Source organism: Pseudomonas coronafaciens pv. oryzae str. 1_6, assembly GCF_000156995.2.
Lineage (GTDB): Bacteria > Pseudomonadota > Gammaproteobacteria > Pseudomonadales > Pseudomonadaceae > Aquipseudomonas > Aquipseudomonas tremae.
Map to the genome: position 1 here is coordinate 5615513 of NZ_CP046035.1, position 23703 is coordinate 5639215.

Consider the following 23703-nt stretch of genomic DNA (forward strand, 5'->3'; position numbering starts at 1 on the left):
TGATCCAAATTCATTCCAAAAGGAGCCACCATGAGCATCGTCAAGAAAGCATCCGCCCACTGGGAAGGTGATCTGAAAAGCGGTATCGGCAGCATCTCCACGGAAACCGGCGTGTTGCGTGAAGCACCTTATGGCTTCAAGGCACGTTTTGAAGGTGGCAAAGGCACCAACCCGGAAGAGCTGATCGGTGCAGCCCATGCAGGCTGTTTCTCGATGGCCCTGTCCATGATTCTGGGCAACGCCGGCCTGACCGCCGACAGCATCGACACGCAAGCTGACGTAACGCTGGACCAGGTTGAAGGCGGTTTCGCCATCAGCGCTGTGCATTTGACCCTCAAAGCCAAAGTGCCGGGTGCAACACAAGAGAAGTTCGACGAATTGACCAAGCAGGCCAAAGAAGGCTGCCCGGTTTCAAAAGTGTTGAACGCCAAGATCACCCTGGACGCCACATTAGTGAGCTGATCCACGGAGAGCCTTGCGGGAGCGCCTTGTGCGCTCCTGTATCTCCTGTATAAAGCTGGCTTGCTTCATCAGTCGCGCGTCTATCGGCGTGTGGTTTGATTTTGATCAGGAGTCGAGCATGAAACGTTTTATTCTGGCTGTGACCTGTACCGTGCTGGCCACCAGCGCCTTGGCAGCGCCTAAATCCTGTGAAGAACTCAAGGATGAAATCGAAGCCAAGATCCAGGCCAATAACGTGACGTCCTACACCCTGGAAATCGTTGCCAACGAAGAGGCTACCGATCCCAATATGGTCGTAGGCACCTGCGATAACGGCACTAAAAAGATTATCTATCAGCGTAACGATCGCTGACTGGACCGGCTGTTCAGATGCAATGAACGCCGCCCTCTTGTTCCTCCTCGGCCACCACCTTGCGCTCTGCATCGTATAGCCAGGCGTCTACACTGTTAGCCAGTGAGCGCACCTCCAGCACATAGCGCTGCCCTGCGACGAAGTGGTCGTACCGAACGCTGACGTAGCAGGTAATCTCTGTGTACTCGTCACCAATCATCCCCATCCCGCCCGACCGGTACTCGTAGTCATAACGCACTTGCAGCTCGTGGCTGCCCGGCGTCACCTGAAAATAGCGCCCGTCGTAAGTGTTTTCGCCATCCAGCTTGTCGGCCATGATCAACTGACCGGTGATAGTGCGCATGTCGACCCACGCCATGTTCGGGTCGACGGCTGGCAACGGACCGGCGCAGCCAGCGAGAGTCGCGAGGGTGAAGGCGGTTATCAGGGGGAACAGGCGCATTTTGGTAGTTCCAGGCTACGTGGATTGAGGTGTTGCTTGACGCATACCCTGCCATAAGTATTCGAAGGTTTTACCTTCCTGGTTACCCGTTACCAAACATCTGCCACAACGACGCCCCCACCCCGGTGATGCTCTCCCCCGCAATCAGCCCTGCTGCTGCAGTAATCGCGAAGCGCTCGGTGAGGCTCGCCCAGCGGCAGCTCACCACCCACGTGAGCACCGCGCCGAGGGCCATCATCAACGACACTGACGCCGGAAGCACAAACGCAAGACCCAGGGCGGCAGCGCTTGGCAAGTATCGGGCGCGACGGGTTGGCAACGTGCTGTCGAGGACACCCAGCAATACACCTACCAGGCCCGCAATGAAAATAGCCCAGCGGATGCTCTCCGACAACGAGTCCAGCCCGTGGGTCAGGGTTTGCGCCACAGCCCTCCAGGTAGCAACGGCCGGAGCTGGCCACTCTTCGGTGAGCAGCATGGTCTGCGGGTCCGGGATCAGCGCCATATAGGCCAGCACCCCGACGATACTGCCGACGAAAATCCCCAGCGTTTGTGCGACCAGTTGCTTGCGTGGCGTTGCACCAATCGCCTTACCCACCTTGAAGTCGTTCATCAGGTCCGTGCATTGTCCTGCCGCCCCGCCCGCCGTGTTGGCGCTCATTAAATTGATCGTGACCTGACCTGGCGCGACGATGCCAAAGCTCAACTGCGACAACTGCCCGATCGCACCGATAGGCGGAATGCCGGTTGCACCGACAACCCGCGCAGCCACTGCCGCAAGGCAGACCGCCAGAGGAATGGTCAATAACGCCATCCACAGATTGATCCCGAACAACAGCGCCTGCAGGCTCACCACCAGAATGATCGACAGCATCAGACCAAGCGCAGGTCCCGCTTTGGGCACTGCCCAAATCGTGCCGCTACCTGCCTTTGTGGACTTGTGCAATGCCCACAACCGAATCGTCAGCGACGCCAGCGTCGAGCAGACCATCAAACTCACACCCGGCCACAGCAACCACTCCACCAGCGCCGCGAACTGCGGGCCACTGCTGCCGGCCGGTAACGTCACCAGCCCTTGCGCCAATAACCACGGCGCCAGCCCGCCCCACGCCAGCAAGGCACCCAGCAAGAGCGTCATACCGACACGAATGCCGATGATTGCACCGAACCCCACCAACAGCAGCGAAGGGTCTGCGGTGAACGTCAAACGCTCCAGCTGCGCACTCGGCGACCAGCGCGGAAACGCCCACACAAACGTATCCACCCACTTCGCCAGCGCAGACAGCAACGCCGCGCTGAGCAACACCTTCAACCGCGTCGTCGCCTCCCGTCCGTGGTTGTAAATATGCAACAGGGTCTCCAGCGTCGCCATGCCCTCGGGAAACTTCAGCGAGGTGTCATTGAGCAACGAAGGCCGCAAATACCACGCAATCCAGATCCCCAGAAAACTCACCGAAAACACCCACGCCATCATCGGAATCGCATCCAGCTGCTGCCCCGTCAACAAGGTATAAGCCGGAATCGGCGCCACCAATCCACCGGAAATAATCGACGCCGCCGCCGACGCTACCGTTTGATTGATATTGCTCTCGTGCAACGTCCACGGCAGCTGATCGGACGAGCGTTTGGCCAGGCCCTGCCAGATGGCGTAACCGATCAGCAGCGCAATGATCGACATGTTGAACGACCAACCGATCTTCAGGCCTGCGTAGACGTTGGAGGGGGTAAGCAGGATGCCGAGGATGACGCCGGTAACGACGGCACGCAGGCTGAGTTCGCGTTGGACGGGGGGAATTTGCGGGGTTGGGGCTGTAGACATGCGGAATCCTTTCGGCGGTTGGCGTTGAGGAAGGGTATGTAGAAGTGAGTGTTAAGGGATGGGAAGGTTCAGGGGGGGCAATAGGAACGCCGAGTAGTGATGCTTTTGCGTCTGGCGTCAGAAAGTACCGGTTCAAAAAGTTGATCAATTCGCGACGTAAGGTCACTTGGGTGATGTTGTTTTGATATTGGTTATGGCACTCTAACCGTAAGCACTCGGCCTATAACAGGCTGTGGATAGATTATCTCAAGAACGGAATCTGGCATGACCACTCAAAAAGACGAAAGCAGTTCCTCACTGATGAAGATGGTAGAGGCCATTTCCATTAGCCCTCAGGATGCGCGTGATTTGGTTGCCCAGTACGAAAACCAAGCACGCAGCTCGTCTCCATCCGCTACAGACGAAAAAATTCAGGGCGCGGTTGTCGATAAAATCATAAGCCGCTATTCAAAGCTGGCTGCTACGTCTGGTGCCGTCACCGCTCTTCCTGGTGTCATTCCCGGTATTGGTACTGCGGTGAGTGCTGTTGGCGGCGGTTTGGCGGATATATCTGTATGTATGAAGTTGCAGATCGATATGACCATGTGCTTGGCAGTGGCAATCAACGGCAAGATGTCTAACGAAGATGCCAAGCATATGTCATATATCATTGCGCTTTACGGCTCCTTGGAGCAGATGGGGTCTGCTGGCGCCACCAAGATAGCTAGCAAGGCTGGTGTGCGGATGGTACGACAGTATTTGAAGGGGCCTACGCTTCAGATCATCAAGGAATTGTTTGCAAAGATCGGTATTTCTTTCACTCAGAAAGCCGCAGCAAAAATTATTCCGTTCGGGATTGGCGTCATCGTGGGCGGAACAGCGAACTATGCACTTACCTCCTACGTTGGAAAAACCGCTCGTGACACTTTTCGTCTGAACCTGAAAGAAGATATAACTACTGAGTAATTGGCAGAGGCTATAGGTTCGCGAAGTTTAACGGTTGAGTAAGTTTTTAGTTGATCGCTCTCACATAATAAGATAGGCGTGCGACTATCAGCCATAATTAGACTAAAGGACGCAATTAAACTCATCAGTAGCGTACTCATATGCCCTGCGGCTTTGGTTCTAGCTCTTGCTCGACCCTCAGATTCAGAGCGTCGAGCACTGATAAGGATGATTGACAGACAATCATTGGTTTAGATACAAGCCATTTGTGCCAACTAACAGTTAATGGTTCCAGGGAGAAAAAATGCCATCTATGGATTTTGAGGTTGAAAAACAAAACTTCTGTGATTATTACAATGGGAACCATGGGCTGTTAGATGGCGCGAAAAACTCGTTTATAACGTTAGTTAACTCTCTAATCAGAAGTTCAAGCGATATAGCGCTGTCGAAAATAGAAGGTCGCGTCAAAGACAGGGATGAGTGTGTAAAAAAATTCATTGAAAAGTACAAGATAGGACTTGAGTCCAGCTCTCAAGACTACCAAATACTAGATCATATTACTGACCTTATAGGTGTGCGTGTAGTTTGTCTATACGAAGATGATATAGAAAAAATTAAGGAGCTTCTTAGTGATCACTTTAAGGTCATAGATATTACTGATAAAATCGCGCAGATTGAAAATACCGAGAATTCATTCGGTTATAAAGGCTTGCATTTAGACTTGGAGTTAAACGAAAAGCGCAAAGAGTTACCCGAGTATTCGCAATTCGTTAACCTTGGTTTTGAGGTTCAAGTCCGTACCATAATTCAGGACTCGTGGAGTGTACTGGATCACAAAATAAAGTATAAAAAATCTATACCTATTAATCTTAAGCGTAGAATTAACTCCTTGGCTGCGCTATTTGAGGTGGCCGATCGGGAGTTTCGAGAAATCCGCAATGCTACTGTTGAGGGTATGAAGGCCGAGGATATTCCGCAAGAGCAAATTAGTAGGGAGTCTGATCAAATTGAATCGGGAGAATTGTATCCCAAGATTACTCCTTCATCTCTCAATGCTTTCAGTTTCTTGAAAATCGCACATCACTTTTTTAACGAGTTCGAGTTTGAGGCGCGGAAAGTTGATGGCTTTACGGAAGAGGTTGTTTCTCTTAAGCCGGACTTAAGTCGAGGGAAGTTTAATTTTTACATGCGAGAAAATATATCGAAAGTAAAAAGGTATAAAGAGTTTTTTGAAAAAAATTATCCGAGCTATAAATTTGACCCATATACGGTGATTAGGCACTGTTTATATCTAGGCGAGAAAGATCTTTTTGAAAGGCTGCTAACCGCTCAGCATTCGGAGGTTTTTGATGCGTGGTTGGCGAATAACAGCTAACAGTACCTGTCGTCGGTTTCTCGGGCGAATTGAAACTGTGTTGCCCATATCTTCGACTTTTATCCAGATAAAGTCGTCTCTAGAAAAGCTGAAAATTTTTATGGCGATTAACATTGTTATGGAAGATTTTAAGCTAGGTAAGCCTCTAGGAAGGCTAACTATCAGGATGATGAGCAACAGGAATATTGCGCTATTACCATGCCTCCAATGTGTGTTGACTGGATAAGCGTATGGGCTCAGCTGTAATTATTGATGACCGTAATAGCTCTCGTTTTTACGTTGATCTTGCCTGACTGCGGTAATCTCGTGTCGATAACCAAGCCAGCCCTGACCGAACCACAGCGAACGTGTAAGGCGACCCCTTGAGTGTGTTCAAGCCAAACCCGCCTATGCCGGCAGGCTTCTAGCGCCTGCGAATGACAATGGGCATTCGGTCCTTAAAGTAGCCGTGACATCCGGCGCCTGCGAATCCATGCAGCCATGTGGCAACCGCCTCCTGAGGTAAACACAATCGCGAACAGGCCCGTCAGCAGGCTCGCGCCCCATAGCGCACCCTGGTCTTCAATGATCGCGGTGCGGGAGGGGGCCTCGACGAGGTAGAGCACCGTCACCGGGTCGCCCACCGAATAGCCGAATATAAAGCCGCCTTGGGGGTAGCTGACCGCTTTGCCCGCAGTATCGGTGAAGTCCACTTGTGGGTGGCTGCCGCCCGCATTCAGGGCGCTGACATGCCCTTCAGCGTGTTGCGCCTGGGCCAGGAAGTTAATCCGGTCAACGACCAGGCAAACAGTAAGGTAGAGCAGGCACAGGCCCAGCGGGATGAAAATCAGCGCGCGGGGCAGATCGCCTCGGCCGGAAGTGGGTGTTTTGGTCATGGCAGGTCCCTTGCGTTGTCCGTAGCGCCGGCCATTACAGTGAACCGGCCGGAGTCTGTCAATTGGATACGGTTAACAAGCAGCGCAATGCGCCGTTTCATACCCTCACAACACTTGCACACCCGCACACCCGTCCGGCATAACATCACCGTATCCACACCACCAAAGCCCTGCCCTCCATGCCCACGCCTTCCGCTTCACGCCTTAGCAACCTTTTAGCACTCATGGCCTTTACGCTGGTCTCCGGTTGCTCCAGCGTTTCCTACTATGGACAGTTGGCGCAGGGGCAGTGGCAGTTGCTGCAGGCGCGTGAGCCTGTGGACAAGATTATCGCTGACCCGGCGCGGGACGCCGGTTTACGCGACCATCTGGCCCGGTCGCAACTGGCGCGGACGTTTGCCAGCGAGCATTTGCACCTGCCGGATAACAAGAGCTATCGCCTGTATGCGGATTTGGGGCGGCCTTATGTGGTGTGGAATGTGTTTGCGACGGATGAGTTTTCGCTGGAGCCTGTCACGCACTGTTTTCCGATTGCCGGGTGTGTGGCGTATCGCGGTTATTACAGCCCTGGCGGAGCGCGTGGCGAGGCGGCGTTGCAGCGGCAGGCGGGCAAGGATGTGTATCTGAGTGGCGTCGAGGCGTATTCGACGTTGGGCTGGTTTGATGATCCGATCCTCAGCTCGATGCTGGGCTGGGGCGACGAGCGTTTGGCGACGCTGATCTTTCATGAGCTGGCGCATCAGCGTTTTTATGTGAAGGACGACACTGAGTTCAATGAGTCCTACGCCAGTTTCGTCGAGCAGGAAGGTACGCGGCAGTGGCGCGCTGCGCGCGGTTTGCCGCCCGAGAATGTTTCGCAGTCGGCGCGGCGTGATCAGTTTATTCAGCTGGTGCTGGATACCCGCGAGCGGCTCAAGGCGCTTTATCGTCAGCCGCTGTCGGCTGAGGTGATGCGCATGCGCAAGGCTGAGGAGTTCGAGCGGCTGCGGCGGGATTATCGGAAGGTACGTGACGAGCAATGGGCGGGCGACAAGCGTTTTGATGGCTGGATCAAAGGTCCGATGAACAACGCCAAACTGCTGCCATTCGGGCTTTATGATCAATGGGTGCCAGCGTTTGCGGCGTTGTTCAGGCAGGAGAACGGGGATTGGCAGGCGTTTTATCGGGCTGTGGAAAAGTTGGGCGGGATGCCGGTTGAGGCGCGCAAGGCGGCGCTACGAGCATTGATGCCTTGAGCACCCGATTATCGTTACGACGCTCCGCGTGGTAATGCCTTTCTGGACGCTCTGCGTCCGACCCTGAGGACGTGGCGCGGCGCAGAATTCGTCACGGGAGATATTCCTACGCTGGAGCGTAGGAACGATAGTTACGGCTTATCAAACCCCTCCGTCAGATGCTGGTCCTTGAGCTTCACGTAGTTCGTAGCGCTGTAAGGGAAAAAGGCGATTTCCTTTTCGGTGAGTGCGCGCACTTGTTTGACTGGACGGCCAACGTACAAAAAGCCGCTTTCCAGCACTTTGCCCGGTGGCACCAGGCTGCCTGCGCCGATGATCACTTCGTCTTCGACAACGGCGCCGTCCATGATGGTGGTGCCCATGCCGACCAGGATGCGGTTACCCAATGTGCAGCCGTGCAGCATGGCCTTGTGGCCGATGGTTACTTCGTCGCCGATCAGCAGCGGGAAGCCGTCCGGGTTGAAAGGGCCGGCGTGGGTGATATGCAGCACGCTGCCATCCTGCACGCTGGTGCGTGCGCCGATGCGGATGCGGTGCATGTCGCCGCGTACGACCGTCAGCGGCCAGACTGAACTGTCGGCGCCAATTTCGACATCGCCGATGACGATCGCCGAATGATCGACAAAGGCCCGTTCGCCGAGGGCTGGGGTGTGCTCCTGAAACGTGCGGATAGCCACGATAGGCTCCTTCTTTGACAGTGATAGGCGTGCAGAACAGGTTTGGTTGCTGCGGTCGGCGTCGATTGTAATTAAGATGGCTGAGTGTTTCTTCAAGGCAAGGTGCAAAACCGTGAGCGCGAACAACCCTCTTCTGCAATCGTACGACCTGCCACCCTTTTCGGCGATTCGTGCCGAACATGTCAAACCTGCTATTGAACAGATCCTGGCCGACAACCGTGCCGCGATTGCTGACATCCTCGCCAAACAGGGTTCTACACCGACCTGGGCCGGGCTAGTGCTGACCATGGACGAATTGAATGACCGCCTGGGCGCGGCATGGAGTCCGGTCAGCCACTTGAATGCCGTGTGCAACAGCGCGCAACTGCGTGAAGCCTACGAATCGTGCCTGCCGGCGTTGAGTGCTTACTCCACCGAGATGGGTCAGAACCGCGCGTTGTTCCAGGCGTATGAAGCGCTGGCCAACGGCCCTGAGGCCGCAGGCTTTGACGTCGGTCAGAAGACCATCCTGGAACAGGCGCTGCGCGACTTCCGTCTTTCCGGTATCGATCTGCCGCCCGAGCAGCAGAAGCGTTACGCCGAAGTACAGAGCAAGCTGTCGGAGCTGGGCAGTCAGTTTTCCAATCAGTTGCTCGATGCCACTCAGGCCTGGACCAAGCTGGTCGCTGACGAGTCCGCCCTCGCTGGTCTGACCGATTCTGCCAAGCAACAGATGGCTGCCGCCGCCAAGGCCAAGGATCTCGAAGGCTATTTGATCACCCTGGAATTCCCGAGCTACTACGCGGTGATGACCTACGCCGAAGACCGCGCGCTGCGCGAAGAAGTCTACGCGGCCTACTGCACTCGCGCCTCGGATCAAGGCCCGAACGCTGGCAAGAACGACAATACTCCGGTCATGGAGCAGATTCTCGATCTGCGTCAGGAGCTGGCGCAGTTGCTGGGTTATGCGAATTTCGCCGAGCTGAGCCTGGCGACCAAGATGGCCGAGTCCAGCGATCAGGTGCTGAGTTTCCTGCGCGATCTGGCCAAGCGCAGCAAGCCCTTCGCCGCTCAGGACCTGGAGCAGCTCAAGGCTTACGCCGCCGAACAGGGCTGCCCGGATCTGCAAAGCTGGGACAGCGGTTTCTACGGCGAGAAGCTGCGTGAGCAGCGTTACAGCGTTTCTCAAGAAATCCTGCGCGCCTACTTCCCCATCGACAAAGTGCTCGGCGGCCTGTTCGCTATCGTCCAGCGTCTTTACGGCATCGAGATCGCCGAGCAGAAAGGCTTCGATACCTGGCACCCGGACGTTCGTCTGTTCGAGATCAAGGAAAACGGCCAGCACGTCGGGCGTTTCTTTTTCGATCTGTATGCCCGCGCCAACAAGCGTGGCGGTGCCTGGATGGACGGCGCTCGTGACCGTCGCCGCACGGCTGAAGGCACGCTGCAAAGCCCGGTGGCCAATCTGGTGTGCAACTTCACACCGGCCGTTGCCGGCAAGCCTGCACTGCTGACCCACGATGAAGTCACCACCCTGTTCCACGAGTTCGGTCACGGCCTGCACCACTTGTTGACCCGTGTCGAGCATGCCGGTGTGTCCGGTATCAATGGCGTGGCCTGGGACGCGGTCGAGTTGCCGAGCCAGTTCATGGAAAACTGGTGCTGGGAGCCTGAAGGTCTGGCACTGATTTCCGGTCATTACGAAACCGGCGAACCATTGCCGCAGGACTTGCTGGAGAAGATGCTCGCAGCCAAGAACTTCCAGTCCGGTCTGATGATGGTGCGTCAGCTGGAATTCTCGATGTTCGACTTCGAGCTGCACGCTACTCACGGTGATGGCCGCAGCGTGCTTGAAGTTCTGGAGGGCGTTCGTGACGAAGTCTCGGTGATGCGTCCGCCCGCCTACAACCGCTTCCCGAACAGCTTCGCGCACATCTTCGCAGGCGGCTATGCAGCCGGTTATTACAGCTACAAGTGGGCCGAAGTGCTGTCTGCCGACGCGTTCTCGAAGTTCGAGGAAGATGGCGTGCTCAATGCCGAAACCGGTCGCGCCTTCCGCGAAGCGATTCTGGCGCGTGGCGGCTCACAGGCGCCGATGGTGCTGTTCGTCGACTTCCGCGGACGCGAGCCGTCGATTGACGCATTGTTGCGTCACAGTGGCTTGAGTGAGGATGCGGCAGCATGACCGATACACCGGTAATTGTTACCAAGAAACGCTTCATCGCCGGGGCTGTCTGCCCGGCGTGCAGCGAGCCTGACAAGCTGATGATGTGGAGCGAAGACGACGTGCCGCACCGCGAGTGCGTGGGGTGTGGCTACAGCGATACGCTTAATGCCCAAGGGATTTCGATCCCTAAGGAGTTGGGCACGCGCGTCAACAAGGCTGCGGTAAAACCGGCTGACCCAAAGGTTCAGGGCGTGCAGTTTTTCCCGAATCCGAAGTTGAAGAAGCCGGTTGATCCGAGCTGACTTCAGTGACGATCCATGTGTTCAGGGGCGCTAATGCGCCCCTTTTTATGTAACGATCAATTCGGTTTCTTTACTTTTTTCTTTTTTATCAACGTGTCTATCCCCACAAACGCGTTGGCCAATGCGATCAATAACGTGTTGTCTCGAGCATCCAGAATGCCATCGCCATCAGCATCTGCCTGGCTTCGTACAGTGTCATAACCCTTGCCTTGACCGGAGGATGTAACGAAGCTTATAAATTCGACATCTCCCTTTCCAGCATTGAGCTTGGTGTTCCAGAATTCCACCATGACTTCAGGACTGCTGTCGCCCATCAATTCATCGGTCGATAACTTTATTTCATAATTAGCCATCTTCTCAATCCTCTTTTATTGATTGAGATGCCAGTACTGCCCGCTTCTCCGGCACCTGTGTAAGTCAGGTGTTATTACAAGCGCTAACCAGGCTTTACCAATCTGCCAATTCAGAAACCTTTTTCCTGAAGGCCAGTGCCAGAACAGTCAGCACTTCCTCATCCCTTCCCAGTTCACCGCGAATATGGTGTGTGCCGTGGGGATGCAACCTCACCCAGGCCTGTTCTTGCAGGTCGTCGTCCTCGAAAAACTGGATGGCTATTTCAGGATGGTCGTGTTGCTCGATATCTTCAGCCCACAACCGTATCTCGTACTTGGCCATCACCCACCTCGTTCTCAGGTAAATGCGCCAGTACCCGATAGCCGAGTTGGCGTCCCGCTACACTAGGCCTGAAGAAAAAGTGCGTCTACTGACAGAACTGACAGGTGGTTCTTTGTACAGTGTGCATAACATCTGACGCGGGGCGTTGATCGCAAGTATGAATACTGTCCGGACAAGCGGCGGACGCCGCTTGCCCTTGAGCATGTGTAAGTTCAGTCTGCTGCCCGATGCCTGCATTTGTCGGCCAGGCGGCTTCGTCCGTACAGAATAGCGATGGCTGTCAGGGCGACGGCCTGTGCGCCAAGCGAGTACAGGTCGGCGTGAATGCCCAGCCAGTCGAATTCGAAGAACGGAACCGGACGGGTGCCGAATATGCCCGCTTCCTGCAACGCCTTCACGCCATGCCCGGCGAAGACCACCGACAGTGCGCAGAGCAACGCGGCGTTGATGCCGAAGAACATCGAAAGGGGCAGTTTTGCCGAGCCGCGCAAGATGATCCACGCCAGACCCACCAGCAGCACCAACGCTGTGGCACCACCCGCCAATACTGCATCGTGACCGGCCGGGCCTGCCTGCAACCATAGGGTTTCGTAGAACAGGATGACTTCGAACAGCTCCCGGTATACCGAGAAGAAGGCCAGCACCGCGAACCCGAAACGGCCGCCGCCGCCGACCAGGCTGCTTTTGATGTAATCCTGCCAGGCGTCAGCGTGACGACGGTCGTGCATCCACACGCCTAGCCAGAGCACCATCACGCTGGCAAACAGCGCCGTGGCGCCCTCCAGCAACTCGCGCTGTGCACCACTGACATCAATGACATAAGCCGCCAGCGCCCAGGTACCCAGGCCGGCCAGCAACGCCAGGCCCCAGCCCACATTGACGCTGCGCACCGCAGACTGTTGCCCGGTGTTGCGCAGGAACGCCAGAATCGCTGCCAGCACCAGAATCGCTTCCAGCCCTTCACGCAGCAGGATCAACAGGCCCGAAATATAGCTCAGCGACAGGCTCAGGCCATCGCTGCCCAACAGCCCCGCCGATTGCTTGAGTCTGGCTTTGGCGACCTCCAGTTTTTGTACGACCTGCGGGAGCGGCAAGCTGTCCTGCAGCGACTGCCGGTAAGCCATCAGGCTCTTTTCAGTGTCCTTGCGAACGTTAGCGTCCACGTTGTCCAGCGAGCTTTCGACCAGCTCGAAGCCTTCCAGATAAGCCGCTACTGACAAGTCGTAGGCCTGCTCGCGGTCACCTGCCTGATAAGCGGCCAGGCTTTTGTCCAGCGTTACGCTGGTGTAGTCGAGCAATTGCGCCGGACCGCGCTGCACTTGTGGTGGCTGTGCGCGTTGAGCACGAAAAGTCGCTGCAGCATCGGAGCCTTCGGCTGCCAGGACTTCTGCCGGGGTCTGACGCGCCAGGTCGGCAATGTTGAAGGTTTTTGTGGCGTTGGCCACCGGTTGCGCGCTGAAACTGGCGATATAGGTGGCAATGTCCCAGCGCTGACGATCGTCCAGCTGATCAGCGAACGCAGGCATGTCGGTGCCTGCGATGCCCAGCCCGAGCGAGCTGTAGAGGTCGTACAGGCTCAGGCGGTCCAGGCGCGCCGTATCACGCAGGTTAGAAGGTGCCGGCTCCAGGCCGATGCCTGCAGGGCCATCACCGGCCCCTGTATCGCCGTGACAGACCGAACAATGTTGGGCATACAAGGGCGCGCCACGCTCAGGGTCCGGCGTGATGGCCGGTGCCTGGCTGACTTCATAGGCCGCCGCCAGTTTCGCGGCCAGTTGCCGGGCCTGACGGGCGACGCGAGCGCCGTCCTGCCGATCACTGACTGCACGTGCCAGCTCAGCGATGCCTTGCTCCAGTTCCGCACGCTCGGCACGCTTTGGCAGCGTCAGGATCAGCGCCTGTAGCGTGGTCAGGGCATCGGTCTGCCGTTGATAGCCGGTTTCGGCCACAACCTCGCCATCTGCCACCGATGAAGGGTAATCGGCGCTGAGATAGTCCAGCAGATGCAATGCCTGAGCTGCGCCCTCGACGGGGTCGGCCAGCACGCCGAGGCTGCACAGCGTCAGTAACGGCACTAACAGCCAGGCAAGGAAACGAGAACGGAGGGGCATTGCAGAATCTCGGTAAGAATGCGATGCGTTGCATTGTTAACTCAGCCAGAGCGCTACTCAAGAGTGATGACAGGTTTTTGTTACTGAATTTTTCAGGAAACGCTGGAAAACCCAGTCACGTTGCCGACAACAGGTGGGTTGGAAGTGGGAAAAGTCTGAAAGACATGTGAGATATCAAAATGCCATTGCTTTAAGCGTTTCGCAGTTTATACTCCCGCGCTTTCGCCACCACCTTGATTTGGTTGTGTAAACGACACTCAGACAGCACTGCTGTTTGATCATGGACTGCATGGCAGGCGCCTCTCGCCTCTGCAATCACTAAGGGAATAGAACGCACCATGTCTTCTCCTCGTGCCTTGACCGCGCTCGTATTGATCATTGCGACGCAATTGGCAGGCTGCTCTGCTTTTCGTAGCTACGACGCAGAACTGAAGGAAACCAGCCAGCAGCTGGCCAGCGGCAATGTTGACGCTGCACTGGGTTCGCTGGAGAAAAACAATACGGGCGAAGATAAAGACCTTCTCTACTACTTTGAGAAAGGCGAGCTGCTACGCGCCAAAGGCGATTTCAGCGGCAGCCAGATCGCATGGCGCACGGCTGATCGGACGGTGTTCAAGTGGGAGGAGTCAGTCAAGCTCGATACCGACAAGTATCTGGCCAGCTTCGGCAGCTTTCTGGTGAACGACAAGGTGCGTCGCTACGAAGGCTACGACTACGAAAAAGTCATGTTGACCACCCAGATGGCGCTCAACCTGCTGGCTCGCAACGACTTCGAAGGTGCCCGGACCGAGATAAAGAAAACTCACGAACGCGAAGCGGTCATTGCCGAACTGCGTGACAAGCAGTACCTGAAAAGCGAGCACGAAGCCGAGAATCAAGGCGTTAAAACCCAATTCAAGGAGCTGCGTGGCTATCCGGTGGCCTTGCTTGACGCCCCGGAAGTCATCAGCCTGAAAAACAGCTACCAGAGCGCGTTCAGTCATTATCTGGCGGGCTTTGTCTATGAAGCGCTGGGCGAAAAGGGCCTCGCTGCGCCGGGCTATCGCAAAGCGGCCGAACTACGGCCCAACACACCATTGCTGGAACAGGCCATCAAGGATCTCGACGCCGCTGCCAGCAAGGACGGTAACAGTGAGGTGCTGATCATTGTGCAGAGTGGCTTTGCCCCTGCCCGTGGTTCGGTGAGCATTCCATTGCCGCTGCCGATCAGCGGAAATCTGGTCATCACGCCGTTGTCTTTCCCGGTCATAACCGCGGATACCACCACGCCGACGTTCAACCAGATCGTGCTGGACGGCCAGCCACTCAATCTCACTCTGCTCAACAGCACCACAACCATGTCACGCCGTGCGCTGCGTGACGACATGCCGGGCATCATCCTGCGGACCACGGTGCGCGCCATCACCCGTGGTGTTGCGCAAAAGCAACTCAACGACGTCAACCCGCTGGCAGGTCTTGCGGTGGGAATTGCTTCGGCCGTTACCGAAGGTGCCGACACACGTACCTGGCGCACGTTGCCGGACAATACGCTCGTCGCTCGTTTGCGTCTGACGCATGGCGAGCATCAGATCATCCTGCCCAACTCACTGGGCGGTTCCCACGTGCGGGTCAAGGTCGATCAACGCTACCAGGTGGTTTCCTTGCGTGCCTTGGGCAGTCAGGTGTTTGCGGGCAGTCTCGCGGCGCAGGTCAATCCGTCGAACGTGCCGCAGGCCATAGCCACCGCCAAATAACCCTGAACGGAGACTTTCCATGTGCATGAAGTATTTCGGCGTGCTGGCGCTCGCCCTGCTGGCTGGCTGCGCTACCCCGCCGCCCGCTCCGGGCAGTGCTGCCAGCAAGGTAGTAGTGATGGGTAACATGAAAAATATTGAAGTCGGGGCCATGCGCGTTGCACGCGAAAACGGCTTCCTGACGGTCAAGGCACAACTGACCAACATCAGCAGCCGCAACAAGATGATGTATTACCGCTTCGCCTGGTTGGGCAACGATGGCTTCCCTGTTGCCGATGAAGAAAGCTGGAAAAGCATGACGCTGTATGGCTCGCAAAGCGCCGTGCTGCCAGCCATTGCGCCGGTCCCGCGCGCGACCGATTTCCGCATCGAAATCAATACGCCTTGAGCTCATAGCCCATTTTTCGGTTCTGGAGAATCAAACAATGCTGTTCAAACGTTTTTGCTTCATCGCTGCCGCTGCACTGCTGATTAACGGCTGTGCCAATACCTCACCGGGTCTGGGCAGCAAGAACATCAGTTACGGCGACACCAAGGCTGTCGAGACAATCACCAATGAGTTCGGCTCTACCGATCTGCAAATGATCGCGGAAAGCATGACTCGCTCTCTGGCCCAGTCAGGCATCCTGCAAGGGCGCCCGGTTGTCCAGGTCTACGATGTGAAGAACAAGACCAGCGAGTATATCGACACCCGTGAAATCACAACGTCGATCAAGACCCAGTTGATGAAAAGCGGCACAGCCCGTTTTGCCAGTGATGACAACCAGATGCAGAACCAGGTCGATCAGCTCAAGCTGCAAAACCAGAGCGGTCTGTACAAGAAAGCCACTGTTGCCAAGACCGGCAATATGATCGCCGCCAAATATCGCCTGGAAGGCTCGATCAGTTCCATCGTCAAGCGCAGCGCCGACTACAAGGACGTCTTCTACAAGTTCAGCCTGCAATTGGTTGACGTCGAAAGCGGTCTTGCAGAGTGGATGGATGAAAAAGAAATTCGTAAAACCACGGAGCGTTAATCAATGCGCACATGGATCGGAATTATCAGCTTGGTCTGCGCCATAGGGGCGCAGGCGGCCCCGAAGGTGGCAGTGACGGATATGGCATTTCAGGAGCGTGTGGAGCAATACATCCATACCGTTTCTGCACGCTCCACCCTGAGCGCGGATTACTACAGTACCCGAGCGTCGTCCAGTTATGACGAATACGAGTCGCGGACCAGCTATATCGAGCAAAGTGAGCTGCGCAAATTCAGTGGTGACATCAAGGGCGAGATTCTAAAGTCCGGGATGTTCCAGTTGGTGCAGGGTACGCCTTACACCACTGGCTCCAAGGAAGATGTCTACGACGTTATCAAGCGTATCAAGGACGGCCACTTCAAAGGCGCAGACTATGTGTTGTTCGGGACTGTCTCGGACATCGACTTTCGCGAGGACGTCGGCGAAATAGCCAACACCAATAGTCATTCGGCGATTCTTGGACTAACCCTTGTTGCCGATTTCAGCCTGATAAACACACGTACTTTCGAGGTCACCTCGGCCTTCACCGCTATGGGCGAGGGGCAGGACACAAAGCTGGTGAACGGGCGTGACATCAAGGTCTCGCACAATCGCGGTCTGGTTGTTCGGGAAGTCTCAAGGTCCATCGGTGAAGACGTCACTCGTCAGTTACGTGAGCAGTTGCGTGGCGAGATCGGGTTCACCGAACGACGCGAGCCACAAAATAGCCTGCCGAGAGATGAAGCACCGCGAATCTTGCGCTAGCAGTGCAAGAGCAACCCAGGTCAGCCAGACGCGCCTCGGTAATGCTCAACCATGAAGTCGATGAAAGCGCGTACCCATGGAGATACGTAGCGGGTTTGCGGGTAAAGCGCATGATAGCGACGCTGCCCAAGGCTCCAGTCGGGCAGAATTGTCACGAGCTGCCCTTGTGCCAATGGTTGTCTGACAGTGATGTCAGTGAAGGCAGCAATGCCCGAACCTGCCAGTGCAGCAGCGTGCAAGGCTGCAATCGAATCGCTGCGTAGCATGCCTGCTGGCCTTATGCGCTCAGGCTGACCCGTGGCCGAGGTCAGTAGCCATTCTGCATGGCTACCAGAGAACCCCAACAACTGATGATGCTGCAAGTCGTTTGCTGTGCGTGGCAGGCCATGGCGAGCGATATAGCCAGGTGACGCCACCAGACGAACCTCCGATACGGCGAGAAGCCTTGCTGCAAGGGTGGTATCTGTCAAAGACTCTGCGATACGCAAGGCCAGATCAAACCCTCCCGCGACCAGATCGACAAACCGGTCGCTACAACTCAACTCGAGACGTATCTCCGGGTAGCGCTTCTGAAAAGCAGGCAACCAACTGGCCAGCTCCAGAGTGCCGATGACCATCGGTACACTGATTCGCAGGGATCCGCCAAGCTTTTGGCCGGCACACGAGACTGACAGCGCTGCCTGATCCAGACGGTCGAGTATGTCGATACAGGCCAGATAATAGTGTTCTCCGGCACTGGTCACACTCAGATGGCGAGTGGTCCTGTTTACCAGTTGCGCACCCAAGACGTGTTCCAGTTGCTGCAAGTGCCTGGAGATCGTCGAATGTGTGGTGTTCAGACGTTCTGCTGCCAAGGAAAAACTCCCGGCCTCGACGAGGCTGCGAAAAGCCTTGATGGCGTGCAACTGGTTCAAGAGCCTTCCCCCGATGTGCCTAGCGCAGAGACAACGCTGTGATGCGGTCTGTCGACAGCACATCCCCGAAGGTGTCTTCAATTTCAGTCAGGGCTGCCTGATGCAGTTGCTGGCTGGTCACGGAGTTGCCATCAAACCGGGTTATCGCCCGAGTGGCCGATGCATCTGCGGCTACCACTACAGTGTAGCCCAGCGGGGTTGCATCTCTGGCGGCTCCGGCGACGCACGCATGAGTCATGAGGCCCGCCAGAATAACGGTCTTGATTCCGCGGGCTTTCAGCTGACTGTCCAGGTCGGTACTGGCGAACACGCTTACGGTGTTCTTCTGTACATGTTGGTCTTGAGCACGGGGTTGCATCAAGGGATGGAATTGCGCTTCGTGACTCCCTTCGGCAAACAGCGGTGAGTCTTTCGGCGCTACGTGCTGGACATGAAACACCGGGATGCCCGACTGATCGGCAAAGTTGATCAGGCGTCGGGCGTTGTCGAGCGCCTGTATGCCATCCGGGATTGGTAACTTGCCGGTGAAGTACTCGTTCTGGAAGTCGATGACCACCAACGCTGTGGTCGCTGCCTGCAAATGATCGACAGGCGAGACGCCCGACAAGGCGCGCAAGGTGGGGTGTGTATTGCCTTCACTGGATGCAGCAACGGAAAGGCTGGCACCGAGCAGTCCGAGACCTGCCATCAACAGTTTGAGAGGCTTGCCAAACCAGCGAGTAGCGGGCTGAGTAAAGGCGATCAGGGTATTTGAAAACATGTTGGCGAATCCTGTGGGTGAGGTGAGAGGCCACTTTAGAAGCGCACGTTTTACGTAGCCAGCCATCAACCCGAACAGATCTTGTTCCTGATTTGCACAGACAAAAAGAGAACATGTCCCTTTTTCTTGTAGGAAACGCCTTAAAAAGTTGAATGTTATGGAATGTTCATTTGCCCACCGCACGCTTCTCCCCTGAGGGCGCAAGCGCGCAACAATGAGCTTTCATGAGCGCAGAATAAGTGGCTACGCCGTGCCGCGATGCAACGTCGCCAGGAAGCCCGCCGCGCCCACGAACAGGCTTGCAAAGGTGCGGTTCAGGCGGCGTTGCTGGCGAGGTGTCTTGAGCAGGCGCAACACTTTCGACGCCAGCCCGGTGTAGCCCGCCATGACGATCAGGTCGACCACGACCATGGTTGCGGCGATGATCACGTACTGGATCAGCAATGGCGCAGCCGGATCAATGAATTGCGGCAGAATCGCCAATATGAAAACCATTGCTTTGGGGTTGCTGATATTGACCAGAAAGCCGCGCATTACCAGTGTCATAGGTTTGCCGACGGGGCGCACGGCAGATTCGCCGCCAAGGTCGGTGGGCAGCGCACGCCACTGCTTGATGCCCAGATAGACCAGGTACGCCACGCCAAACCACTTGATCAGTGTGAACGCCATCTCGGAGGCTGCCAATATCGCGCCAAGCCCTGCCGCGACAATCGCTATTTGGGCCACCAGTGCGATCTGCAGGCCCAAGGCATTCCAGTAGCCACGCCAGAAGCCGTATTGCAGGCCGCAGGACATCGAGGCGATAGCGCCTGCGCCGGGAGAAAGACTGATGATCCAGCAGGCCGCGAAAAAGCCCAGCCACGTTTCAAGCGCCATGACGCACCTCAAGCAAAGTCGAATGCCCGATAAATTAGTGGTTAATGCTTGGGAAGGCTAACTGTTTTCAATCCTGCTCATCCGGCTGCTTTGCGACCACCATCTGCGGAAACAGGTCGCTGCCGCGCCAGCGACGCACCGACTTCTGGAAGAACTGGCTATTGGGCACCTGAACCAGCGCGCCGCCGGCTTCTGGCGTCTCGATAAGCGTGGTGAACATCAGGTTGATGGCGACGACCCGGCCTTTCACGCCGGGCTTGTCCAGTGTGTCGACCAGCTCAACCATGTCGCCGATGCGGAACGGCCCGATGGTGAAGATCAGAATGGCGCAGAGCAGGTTCGACAGCACGCTCCACATTGCGAAGAACGCAACCGCCGCCACGGCCACGAAGCCGGAAAGCGCCGTCCACAGTACTGTGGCTGAAACCCCTAGCCTGCCCAGCACGAACACAAATGCGCTGCCCATGATCAGCCAGCGCAGCCCTCCGCGAACCGGCACCAGCAGCTCTGGCGGCAATGGATAACGCTCTCCCAGGCCGGTGAGAAAACCACCCACGACCCGCTGCAAAACATAACCGGCCAGCAGGATCAGCAGAATTTGCACGCCGATCAGCACAGGCTCAATCCAGTAGGCGGATATCTGCAACCCCAAGACCTCCATCAATCCCTTGCCTCGCTCACGACAGTGCTTCCAGTTCTGCCTGCATGGACTCAAGCAGTTCCAGCGCCTGCATCCACGCGTCCTCCAGTTCGGACTCGCGCACTTTCAGCTTCGCTTGCTCGGCCAGCAGATCGCGTAGTTTGTCCTTGTTGGCAGCGTCGTAGTTGGCGCTGTCGGCCAGTGCCTCTTCGACTTTGGCGAGCTTTTCGTTCACCAACCCCAAGTCGCGTTCCAGCTTGTCGGCTTCACGCTTGTGCGGGGCCAGTTGCTGACGCAACGCCGCAGCTTGCTGGCGCTGGGCTTTCTTGTCGGTCTTGTCGGCGTTGACCGGCGTGGTGCTGACCGGCGCGTTACGCAAACGGTAATCCGCCAGCCAGCGCGTGTAGTCGTCCAGATCGCCATCGAACTCCTGCACGCGGCCGTCGGCCACCAGCAGAAAGTCATCGGTGGTGCTTTTCAGCAAGTGTCGATCGTGAGACACCACCAGTACCGCGCCCCCAAACTCCTGCAGGGCCATGGTCAGCGCCAGGCGCATTTCCAGGTCCAGGTGGTTGGTCGGTTCGTCGAGCAGCAACAGGTTGGGTTTTTCCCAGGCAATCAGTGCCAGCGCCAGTCGGGCTTTTTCGCCACCGGAAAAATTCAGCACCGGTTCGTCCAGACGCGCGCCCCGAAAGTCGAAGCCGCCGAGGAAGTCGCGCAGTGTCTGCTCGCGTTCAGTGGGCGCCAGACGCTGCAAGTGCAGCAATGGCGTGGCCTTGGCGTCCAGTGAGTCGAGTTGATGCTGGGCAAAGTAACCGACGGTGAGGTTTTCGCCGCGGACCAGTCGCCCACTCTGCGGCTCAAGCTCGCCTGCGAGGTTCTTGATCAGCGTCGACTTGCCCGCTCCGTTGGGACCGAGCAGGCCGATGCGCGCGCCAGGCGTCAGTTGCAGTTTGACCTTCTCCAGTACGGTCTTGTCGCCGTAACCCAGACGCGCGTCGGACAGGTCCAGCAAGGGGCTGGAGATCTTGTCGGACTCACGGAAGACGAAGTTGAACGGCGAATCGACGTGCGCGGCGGATAACTCCTCCATGCGCTCCAGCGCCTTTATGCGGCTCTGGGCCTGACGGGCCTTGGTGGCCTGGGCCTTGAAGCGCGCAATGTACTTCTCCATGTGCGCACGTTGCACCTGCTGCTTCTCGTACGCTTGCTGCTGCTGAGCGAGACGTTCGGCGCGGGCCCGTTCAAAGGCGCTGTAGCCACCACGATACAGAGTGATCTTGCGCTGCTCGACGTGGGCGATGTGATCGACCACGGCATCGAGAAAGTCCCGGTCGTGGGAAATCAGCAGCAAGGTGCCGGGATAACTCTTGAGCCAGTCCTCAAGCCACAGAATGGCGTCGAGGTCCAGGTGGTTGGTCGGTTCGTCGAGCAGCAGCAGGTCCGAAGGGCACATCAGTGCCTGCGCCAGGTTCAGGCGCATCCGCCAGCCGCCGGAGAAACTGCCGACTTGTCGTTCCATCTGTTCGTTGGTGAACCCCAGACCGGCCAGCAGCTTGCGCGCGCGCGCATCAGCGGTGTAGCCGTCGGCGCTGTCGAGCTCCGAATGCAGACGCGCCTGAGCCGCCCCGTCCTGAGCCGCCTCGGCTTCGGCCAGCGAACCCTGCACTTCGCGCAGACGCTCATCGCCATCAAGCACGTAGTCCACCGCCATGCGCTCAAGGGTATCGACCTCCTGGCGCATGTGAGCGATGCGCCAGTCGGCGGGCAACAGGCAATCGCCGGCGTCGGGCGTCAGCTCGCCGCGCAGCAAGGCAAACAGGCTGGATTTACCGGCGCCATTGGCACCGATCAGACCGGCTTTATGGCCGGCGTGCAGGGTCAGCTCGGCGTCTTCTAGCAGACGTTGCGGACCACGCTGTAAGGTAAGGCTTTGAAGTCGAATCATAATGGCGGCGGAGTCTACCAGCTTCGTCCTGAACAGGTGGATCACTATGCCTTCAGCGCTCTGGAGTTTCACCCTCGATTTCTACACCCGACCGGGTGTGGAGCAGGCTTGTCTGACGCTGCAAGCCAACGGGGGCAACGTGTGCATGGTGCTTTGCGGGGTCTGGCTTGGCACGCGTGAAGTAGCCTGCAACGCGCAAAGATTGCTGCAAATAAGACAACTGGCGACGCCTTGGCACGACGATGTGGTGCGTCCGCTGCGGGATTTGCGCAATGAATGGCGAAATGCGGCGCTTGAGGACGCTGCGCTTGGCGGGCTGCGGGCGAAGGTCAAGGCACTGGAACTTGAAGCCGAGCAGAGTCTGATGCTGAAGCTCGAGGGGCTGACGGGGGACTGGCCGGCTGGCGAAGCAAGGGATGCGGAGGAGTGGCTGATCGGGCTTGTCGACAGTGATGCAACCGGGCCAACAGAAGAAAACCGCAATGCGCTGCATGTGCTGCGCATTGCGGTGGGTCGAACCGACGACCAGGCTTAGGAAGCGCTGGTTGGCGTCACGCTGTCGGCAGGTATTGCCGGTGCAGCGGCTGGAGCAGCCGGCGCAGATGCTGGCTTGGCAGCGGCAGGTGCCGCCGGTTTCGCCGCAGCAGGCTTGGCTGCTGCTTTCGCAGGTGCTTTTACCGGCGCTTTGGCAACTGGCTTGGCGGCGGCTGGTTTGGCTGCAGTGCTGGCAGTAGTTTTGGTCGCGGGCGCTTTGCTTGCGGCGCTTCTGGCTGCGGGTTTGGCAGCGGCAGGCTTGGCGGCAGCAACTGGTTTGGCGGCAGTTGCTTTAGCGACAGCGGGCTTGGCTGCTGCGGCAGTCCGGGTAGCAGGCTTGGCCGCCGCTTTCACTGGCGCCTTGACTGCTGCTGGTTTGGTTACTGGTTTTGCAGCCGGTTTCGCAACTGCTGAAGGCTTGGCAGCTGCTTTGGCGACGGGCTTGGCAGCGGCAGTTTTAGCCGGTGCCTTTACAGCTGCCTTGGCTGGTGCTTTTGCCGGCGCTTTTGCGGCCGGTGCCTTGGCAGCGACTTTTGGCGTGGCAGGCTTGGCGCTGCGAGTGGTCAGGATTTTACTGACGGCTTCTTTCACACGACCAATACCCTGTGCCAGCTTGAGGCTTTCTTGAGCGTCGCGCTTGAGGTGCAGAATGTAGGTGCGTGTTTCAGTCTGGCGCTCTTTGAGTGCATCGAGCAGTTCTTCAAGTTCAGACACGGCGTCTTTCGCCTTGGTCTGTGCCTTGGATTTTCCGGCGGAGGCAGCATCCTGCAGCTTGATGCGGGAATTGTGCAGTTTCTCCTGCGCCTTGCCGCGTTGTTTCTCAAGCTTGGCGAGCAGTTTTTCAGCATCAGCCAAAGCTTGGGAACAGGCGTCTTCCAGATGTTCAAGCAAGCTGCCCGATAATTGTTGGAGCAAATGCAACGGAGTATTTACTGGCTTCTTTTTGGCCGACATGACTTACCTCCTGGGTGACGAAATTGCGGCTCATACTAGGCTTCTGCGCGCATCGCCGCTAGGGCATCTTGACACCACTAACGATGCGCTGTTGCATACTGCAAAAAATGATTGCTCGATACGATGCGCAGGCATTGTGAAATTCACTTCGCAACACTCGTCACTACACGCCCTGGCGCTGGCATAATC

General features: G+C 57.0%; 25 protein-coding genes. 12 read left to right on the top strand and 13 right to left on the bottom strand.

The window, feature by feature from the left end; all coding sequences use genetic code 11:
* The first annotated feature begins 30 nt into the window (after positions 1 to 30).
* Both POR16_RS25600 and POR16_RS25605 read left to right on the top strand, forming a co-directional pair.
* Complete coding sequence (locus POR16_RS25600) at positions 31 to 462, top strand: OsmC family protein (RefSeq protein WP_005894726.1); 432 nt, start codon at positions 31 to 33, stop codon at positions 460 to 462.
* A gap of 118 nt (positions 463 to 580) precedes the next feature.
* Positions 581 to 814, top strand: coding sequence for a DUF1161 domain-containing protein (locus tag POR16_RS25605; RefSeq protein ID WP_005894724.1), 234 nt, complete (start codon positions 581 to 583; stop codon positions 812 to 814).
* A gap of 13 nt (positions 815 to 827) precedes the next feature.
* Here POR16_RS25605 and POR16_RS25610 read toward each other — a convergent pair whose 3' ends face one another.
* Positions 828 to 1256 carry a PA0061/PA0062 family lipoprotein gene (locus POR16_RS25610; protein ID WP_005894722.1) on the bottom strand — a complete coding sequence of 143 codons (429 nt, stop codon included), beginning with the start codon at positions 1254 to 1256 and terminating at the stop codon, positions 828 to 830.
* Between the two features lie 82 nt (positions 1257 to 1338).
* Positions 1339 to 3075: an OPT family oligopeptide transporter gene (locus tag POR16_RS25615; protein WP_005894720.1), complete on the bottom strand. Its 1737-nt coding sequence runs from the start codon at positions 3073 to 3075 to the stop codon at positions 1339 to 1341.
* Between the two features lie 264 nt (positions 3076 to 3339).
* Between POR16_RS25615 and POR16_RS25620 the strand changes: the two genes are divergently transcribed.
* Together POR16_RS25620 and POR16_RS25625 are read left to right on the top strand one after the other, a co-directional pair.
* A complete protein-coding gene (locus POR16_RS25620) occupies positions 3340 to 4020 on the top strand; it encodes an EcsC family protein (RefSeq protein ID WP_024670002.1) in 681 nt (226 codons plus the stop codon).
* Between the two features lie 283 nt (positions 4021 to 4303).
* Complete coding sequence (locus POR16_RS25625) at positions 4304 to 5374, top strand: GTP pyrophosphokinase (RefSeq protein ID WP_024670003.1); 1071 nt, start codon at positions 4304 to 4306, stop codon at positions 5372 to 5374.
* Positions 5375 to 5811: 437 nt separating this feature from the next.
* Here POR16_RS25625 and POR16_RS25630 read toward each other — a convergent pair whose 3' ends face one another.
* A complete protein-coding gene (locus tag POR16_RS25630) occupies positions 5812 to 6249 on the bottom strand; it encodes a DUF3592 domain-containing protein (RefSeq protein WP_024670004.1) in 438 nt (145 codons plus the stop codon).
* Between the two features lie 179 nt (positions 6250 to 6428).
* On the opposite strand from POR16_RS25630, the gene POR16_RS25635 reads away from it, so the two are divergent.
* On the top strand, positions 6429 to 7484 hold the full coding sequence (locus POR16_RS25635) for an aminopeptidase (protein ID WP_024691229.1): 1056 nt from the start codon (positions 6429 to 6431) through the stop codon (positions 7482 to 7484).
* A gap of 131 nt (positions 7485 to 7615) precedes the next feature.
* On the opposite strand, the gene POR16_RS25640 is transcribed toward POR16_RS25635, so the two are convergent.
* A complete protein-coding gene (locus POR16_RS25640) occupies positions 7616 to 8161 on the bottom strand; it encodes a gamma carbonic anhydrase family protein (RefSeq protein ID WP_005894708.1) in 546 nt (181 codons plus the stop codon).
* A gap of 76 nt (positions 8162 to 8237) precedes the next feature.
* On the opposite strand from POR16_RS25640, the gene prlC reads away from it, so the two are divergent.
* Both prlC and POR16_RS25650 read left to right on the top strand, forming a co-directional pair.
* Positions 8238 to 10325, top strand: coding sequence for an oligopeptidase A (prlC, locus tag POR16_RS25645; RefSeq protein WP_162010115.1), 2088 nt, complete (start codon positions 8238 to 8240; stop codon positions 10323 to 10325).
* Positions 10322 to 10609, top strand: a complete 288-nt coding sequence (locus tag POR16_RS25650) for a YheV family putative zinc ribbon protein (RefSeq protein ID WP_005894703.1) — start codon at positions 10322 to 10324, stop codon at positions 10607 to 10609. Before prlC ends, POR16_RS25650 begins: the two co-directional genes overlap by 4 nt.
* Before the next feature lie 56 nt (positions 10610 to 10665).
* Here POR16_RS25650 and POR16_RS25655 read toward each other — a convergent pair whose 3' ends face one another.
* The 3 genes from POR16_RS25655 to POR16_RS25665 all read right to left on the bottom strand — a co-directional run bounded on the left by POR16_RS25655 (position 10666) and on the right by POR16_RS25665 (position 13395).
* On the bottom strand, positions 10666 to 10962 hold the full coding sequence (locus POR16_RS25655; protein WP_005894700.1) for a hypothetical protein: 297 nt from the start codon (positions 10960 to 10962) through the stop codon (positions 10666 to 10668).
* Positions 10963 to 11056: 94 nt separating this feature from the next.
* Positions 11057 to 11284 (bottom strand): hypothetical protein, encoded by a 228-nt coding sequence (locus POR16_RS25660; protein ID WP_005894697.1) that lies wholly within the window; start codon positions 11282 to 11284, stop codon positions 11057 to 11059.
* Between the two features lie 212 nt (positions 11285 to 11496).
* Positions 11497 to 13395, bottom strand: a complete 1899-nt coding sequence (locus POR16_RS25665; protein ID WP_005894694.1) for a cytochrome c/FTR1 family iron permease — start codon at positions 13393 to 13395, stop codon at positions 11497 to 11499.
* A 338-nt stretch (positions 13396 to 13733) separates the two neighbouring features.
* Here POR16_RS25665 and POR16_RS25670 point away from each other — a divergent pair, with 338 nt between their 5' ends.
* The 4 genes from POR16_RS25670 to POR16_RS25685 are packed head-to-tail and all read left to right on the top strand — an operon-like array spanning position 13734 to position 16888.
* Positions 13734 to 15128 (top strand): COG3014 family protein, encoded by a 1395-nt coding sequence (locus POR16_RS25670; RefSeq protein ID WP_053931708.1) that lies wholly within the window; start codon positions 13734 to 13736, stop codon positions 15126 to 15128.
* A 19-nt stretch (positions 15129 to 15147) separates the two neighbouring features.
* Positions 15148 to 15516: a YcfL family putative periplasmic lipoprotein gene (locus POR16_RS25675; protein ID WP_005894689.1), complete on the top strand. Its 369-nt coding sequence runs from the start codon at positions 15148 to 15150 to the stop codon at positions 15514 to 15516.
* A 37-nt stretch (positions 15517 to 15553) separates the two neighbouring features.
* A complete protein-coding gene (lpoB, locus tag POR16_RS25680; RefSeq protein ID WP_005894686.1) occupies positions 15554 to 16144 on the top strand; it encodes a penicillin-binding protein activator LpoB in 591 nt (196 codons plus the stop codon).
* Between the two features lie 3 nt (positions 16145 to 16147).
* Positions 16148 to 16888 (top strand): hypothetical protein, encoded by a 741-nt coding sequence (locus POR16_RS25685; protein WP_005894683.1) that lies wholly within the window; start codon positions 16148 to 16150, stop codon positions 16886 to 16888.
* 20 nt (positions 16889 to 16908) lie between these two features.
* On the opposite strand, the gene POR16_RS25690 is transcribed toward POR16_RS25685, so the two are convergent.
* The 5 genes from POR16_RS25690 to POR16_RS25710 all read right to left on the bottom strand — a co-directional run bounded on the left by POR16_RS25690 (position 16909) and on the right by POR16_RS25710 (position 22026).
* Positions 16909 to 17802 carry a LysR family transcriptional regulator gene (locus POR16_RS25690; protein ID WP_005894680.1) on the bottom strand — a complete coding sequence of 298 codons (894 nt, stop codon included), beginning with the start codon at positions 17800 to 17802 and terminating at the stop codon, positions 16909 to 16911.
* 19 nt (positions 17803 to 17821) lie between these two features.
* Positions 17822 to 18562: a cysteine hydrolase family protein gene (locus tag POR16_RS25695; RefSeq protein WP_005894677.1), complete on the bottom strand. Its 741-nt coding sequence runs from the start codon at positions 18560 to 18562 to the stop codon at positions 17822 to 17824.
* 243 nt (positions 18563 to 18805) lie between these two features.
* Positions 18806 to 19438 (bottom strand): LysE family transporter, encoded by a 633-nt coding sequence (locus POR16_RS25700; RefSeq protein WP_005894675.1) that lies wholly within the window; start codon positions 19436 to 19438, stop codon positions 18806 to 18808.
* Positions 19439 to 19505: 67 nt separating this feature from the next.
* Positions 19506 to 20099 carry a mechanosensitive ion channel family protein gene (locus tag POR16_RS25705; protein WP_005894672.1) on the bottom strand — a complete coding sequence of 198 codons (594 nt, stop codon included), beginning with the start codon at positions 20097 to 20099 and terminating at the stop codon, positions 19506 to 19508.
* A gap of 16 nt (positions 20100 to 20115) precedes the next feature.
* Positions 20116 to 22026 carry an ATP-binding cassette domain-containing protein gene (locus POR16_RS25710; protein WP_053479956.1) on the bottom strand — a complete coding sequence of 637 codons (1911 nt, stop codon included), beginning with the start codon at positions 22024 to 22026 and terminating at the stop codon, positions 20116 to 20118.
* Between the two features lie 46 nt (positions 22027 to 22072).
* On the opposite strand from POR16_RS25710, the gene POR16_RS25715 reads away from it, so the two are divergent.
* Positions 22073 to 22561: a TIGR02444 family protein gene (locus tag POR16_RS25715; protein ID WP_005894663.1), complete on the top strand. Its 489-nt coding sequence runs from the start codon at positions 22073 to 22075 to the stop codon at positions 22559 to 22561.
* Here POR16_RS25715 and POR16_RS25720 read toward each other — a convergent pair.
* Positions 22558 to 23514 (bottom strand): AlgP family protein, encoded by a 957-nt coding sequence (locus POR16_RS25720; protein ID WP_122381191.1) that lies wholly within the window; start codon positions 23512 to 23514, stop codon positions 22558 to 22560. The genes POR16_RS25715 and POR16_RS25720 overlap by 4 nt on opposite strands.
* Positions 23515 to 23703 lie beyond the last annotated feature (189 nt).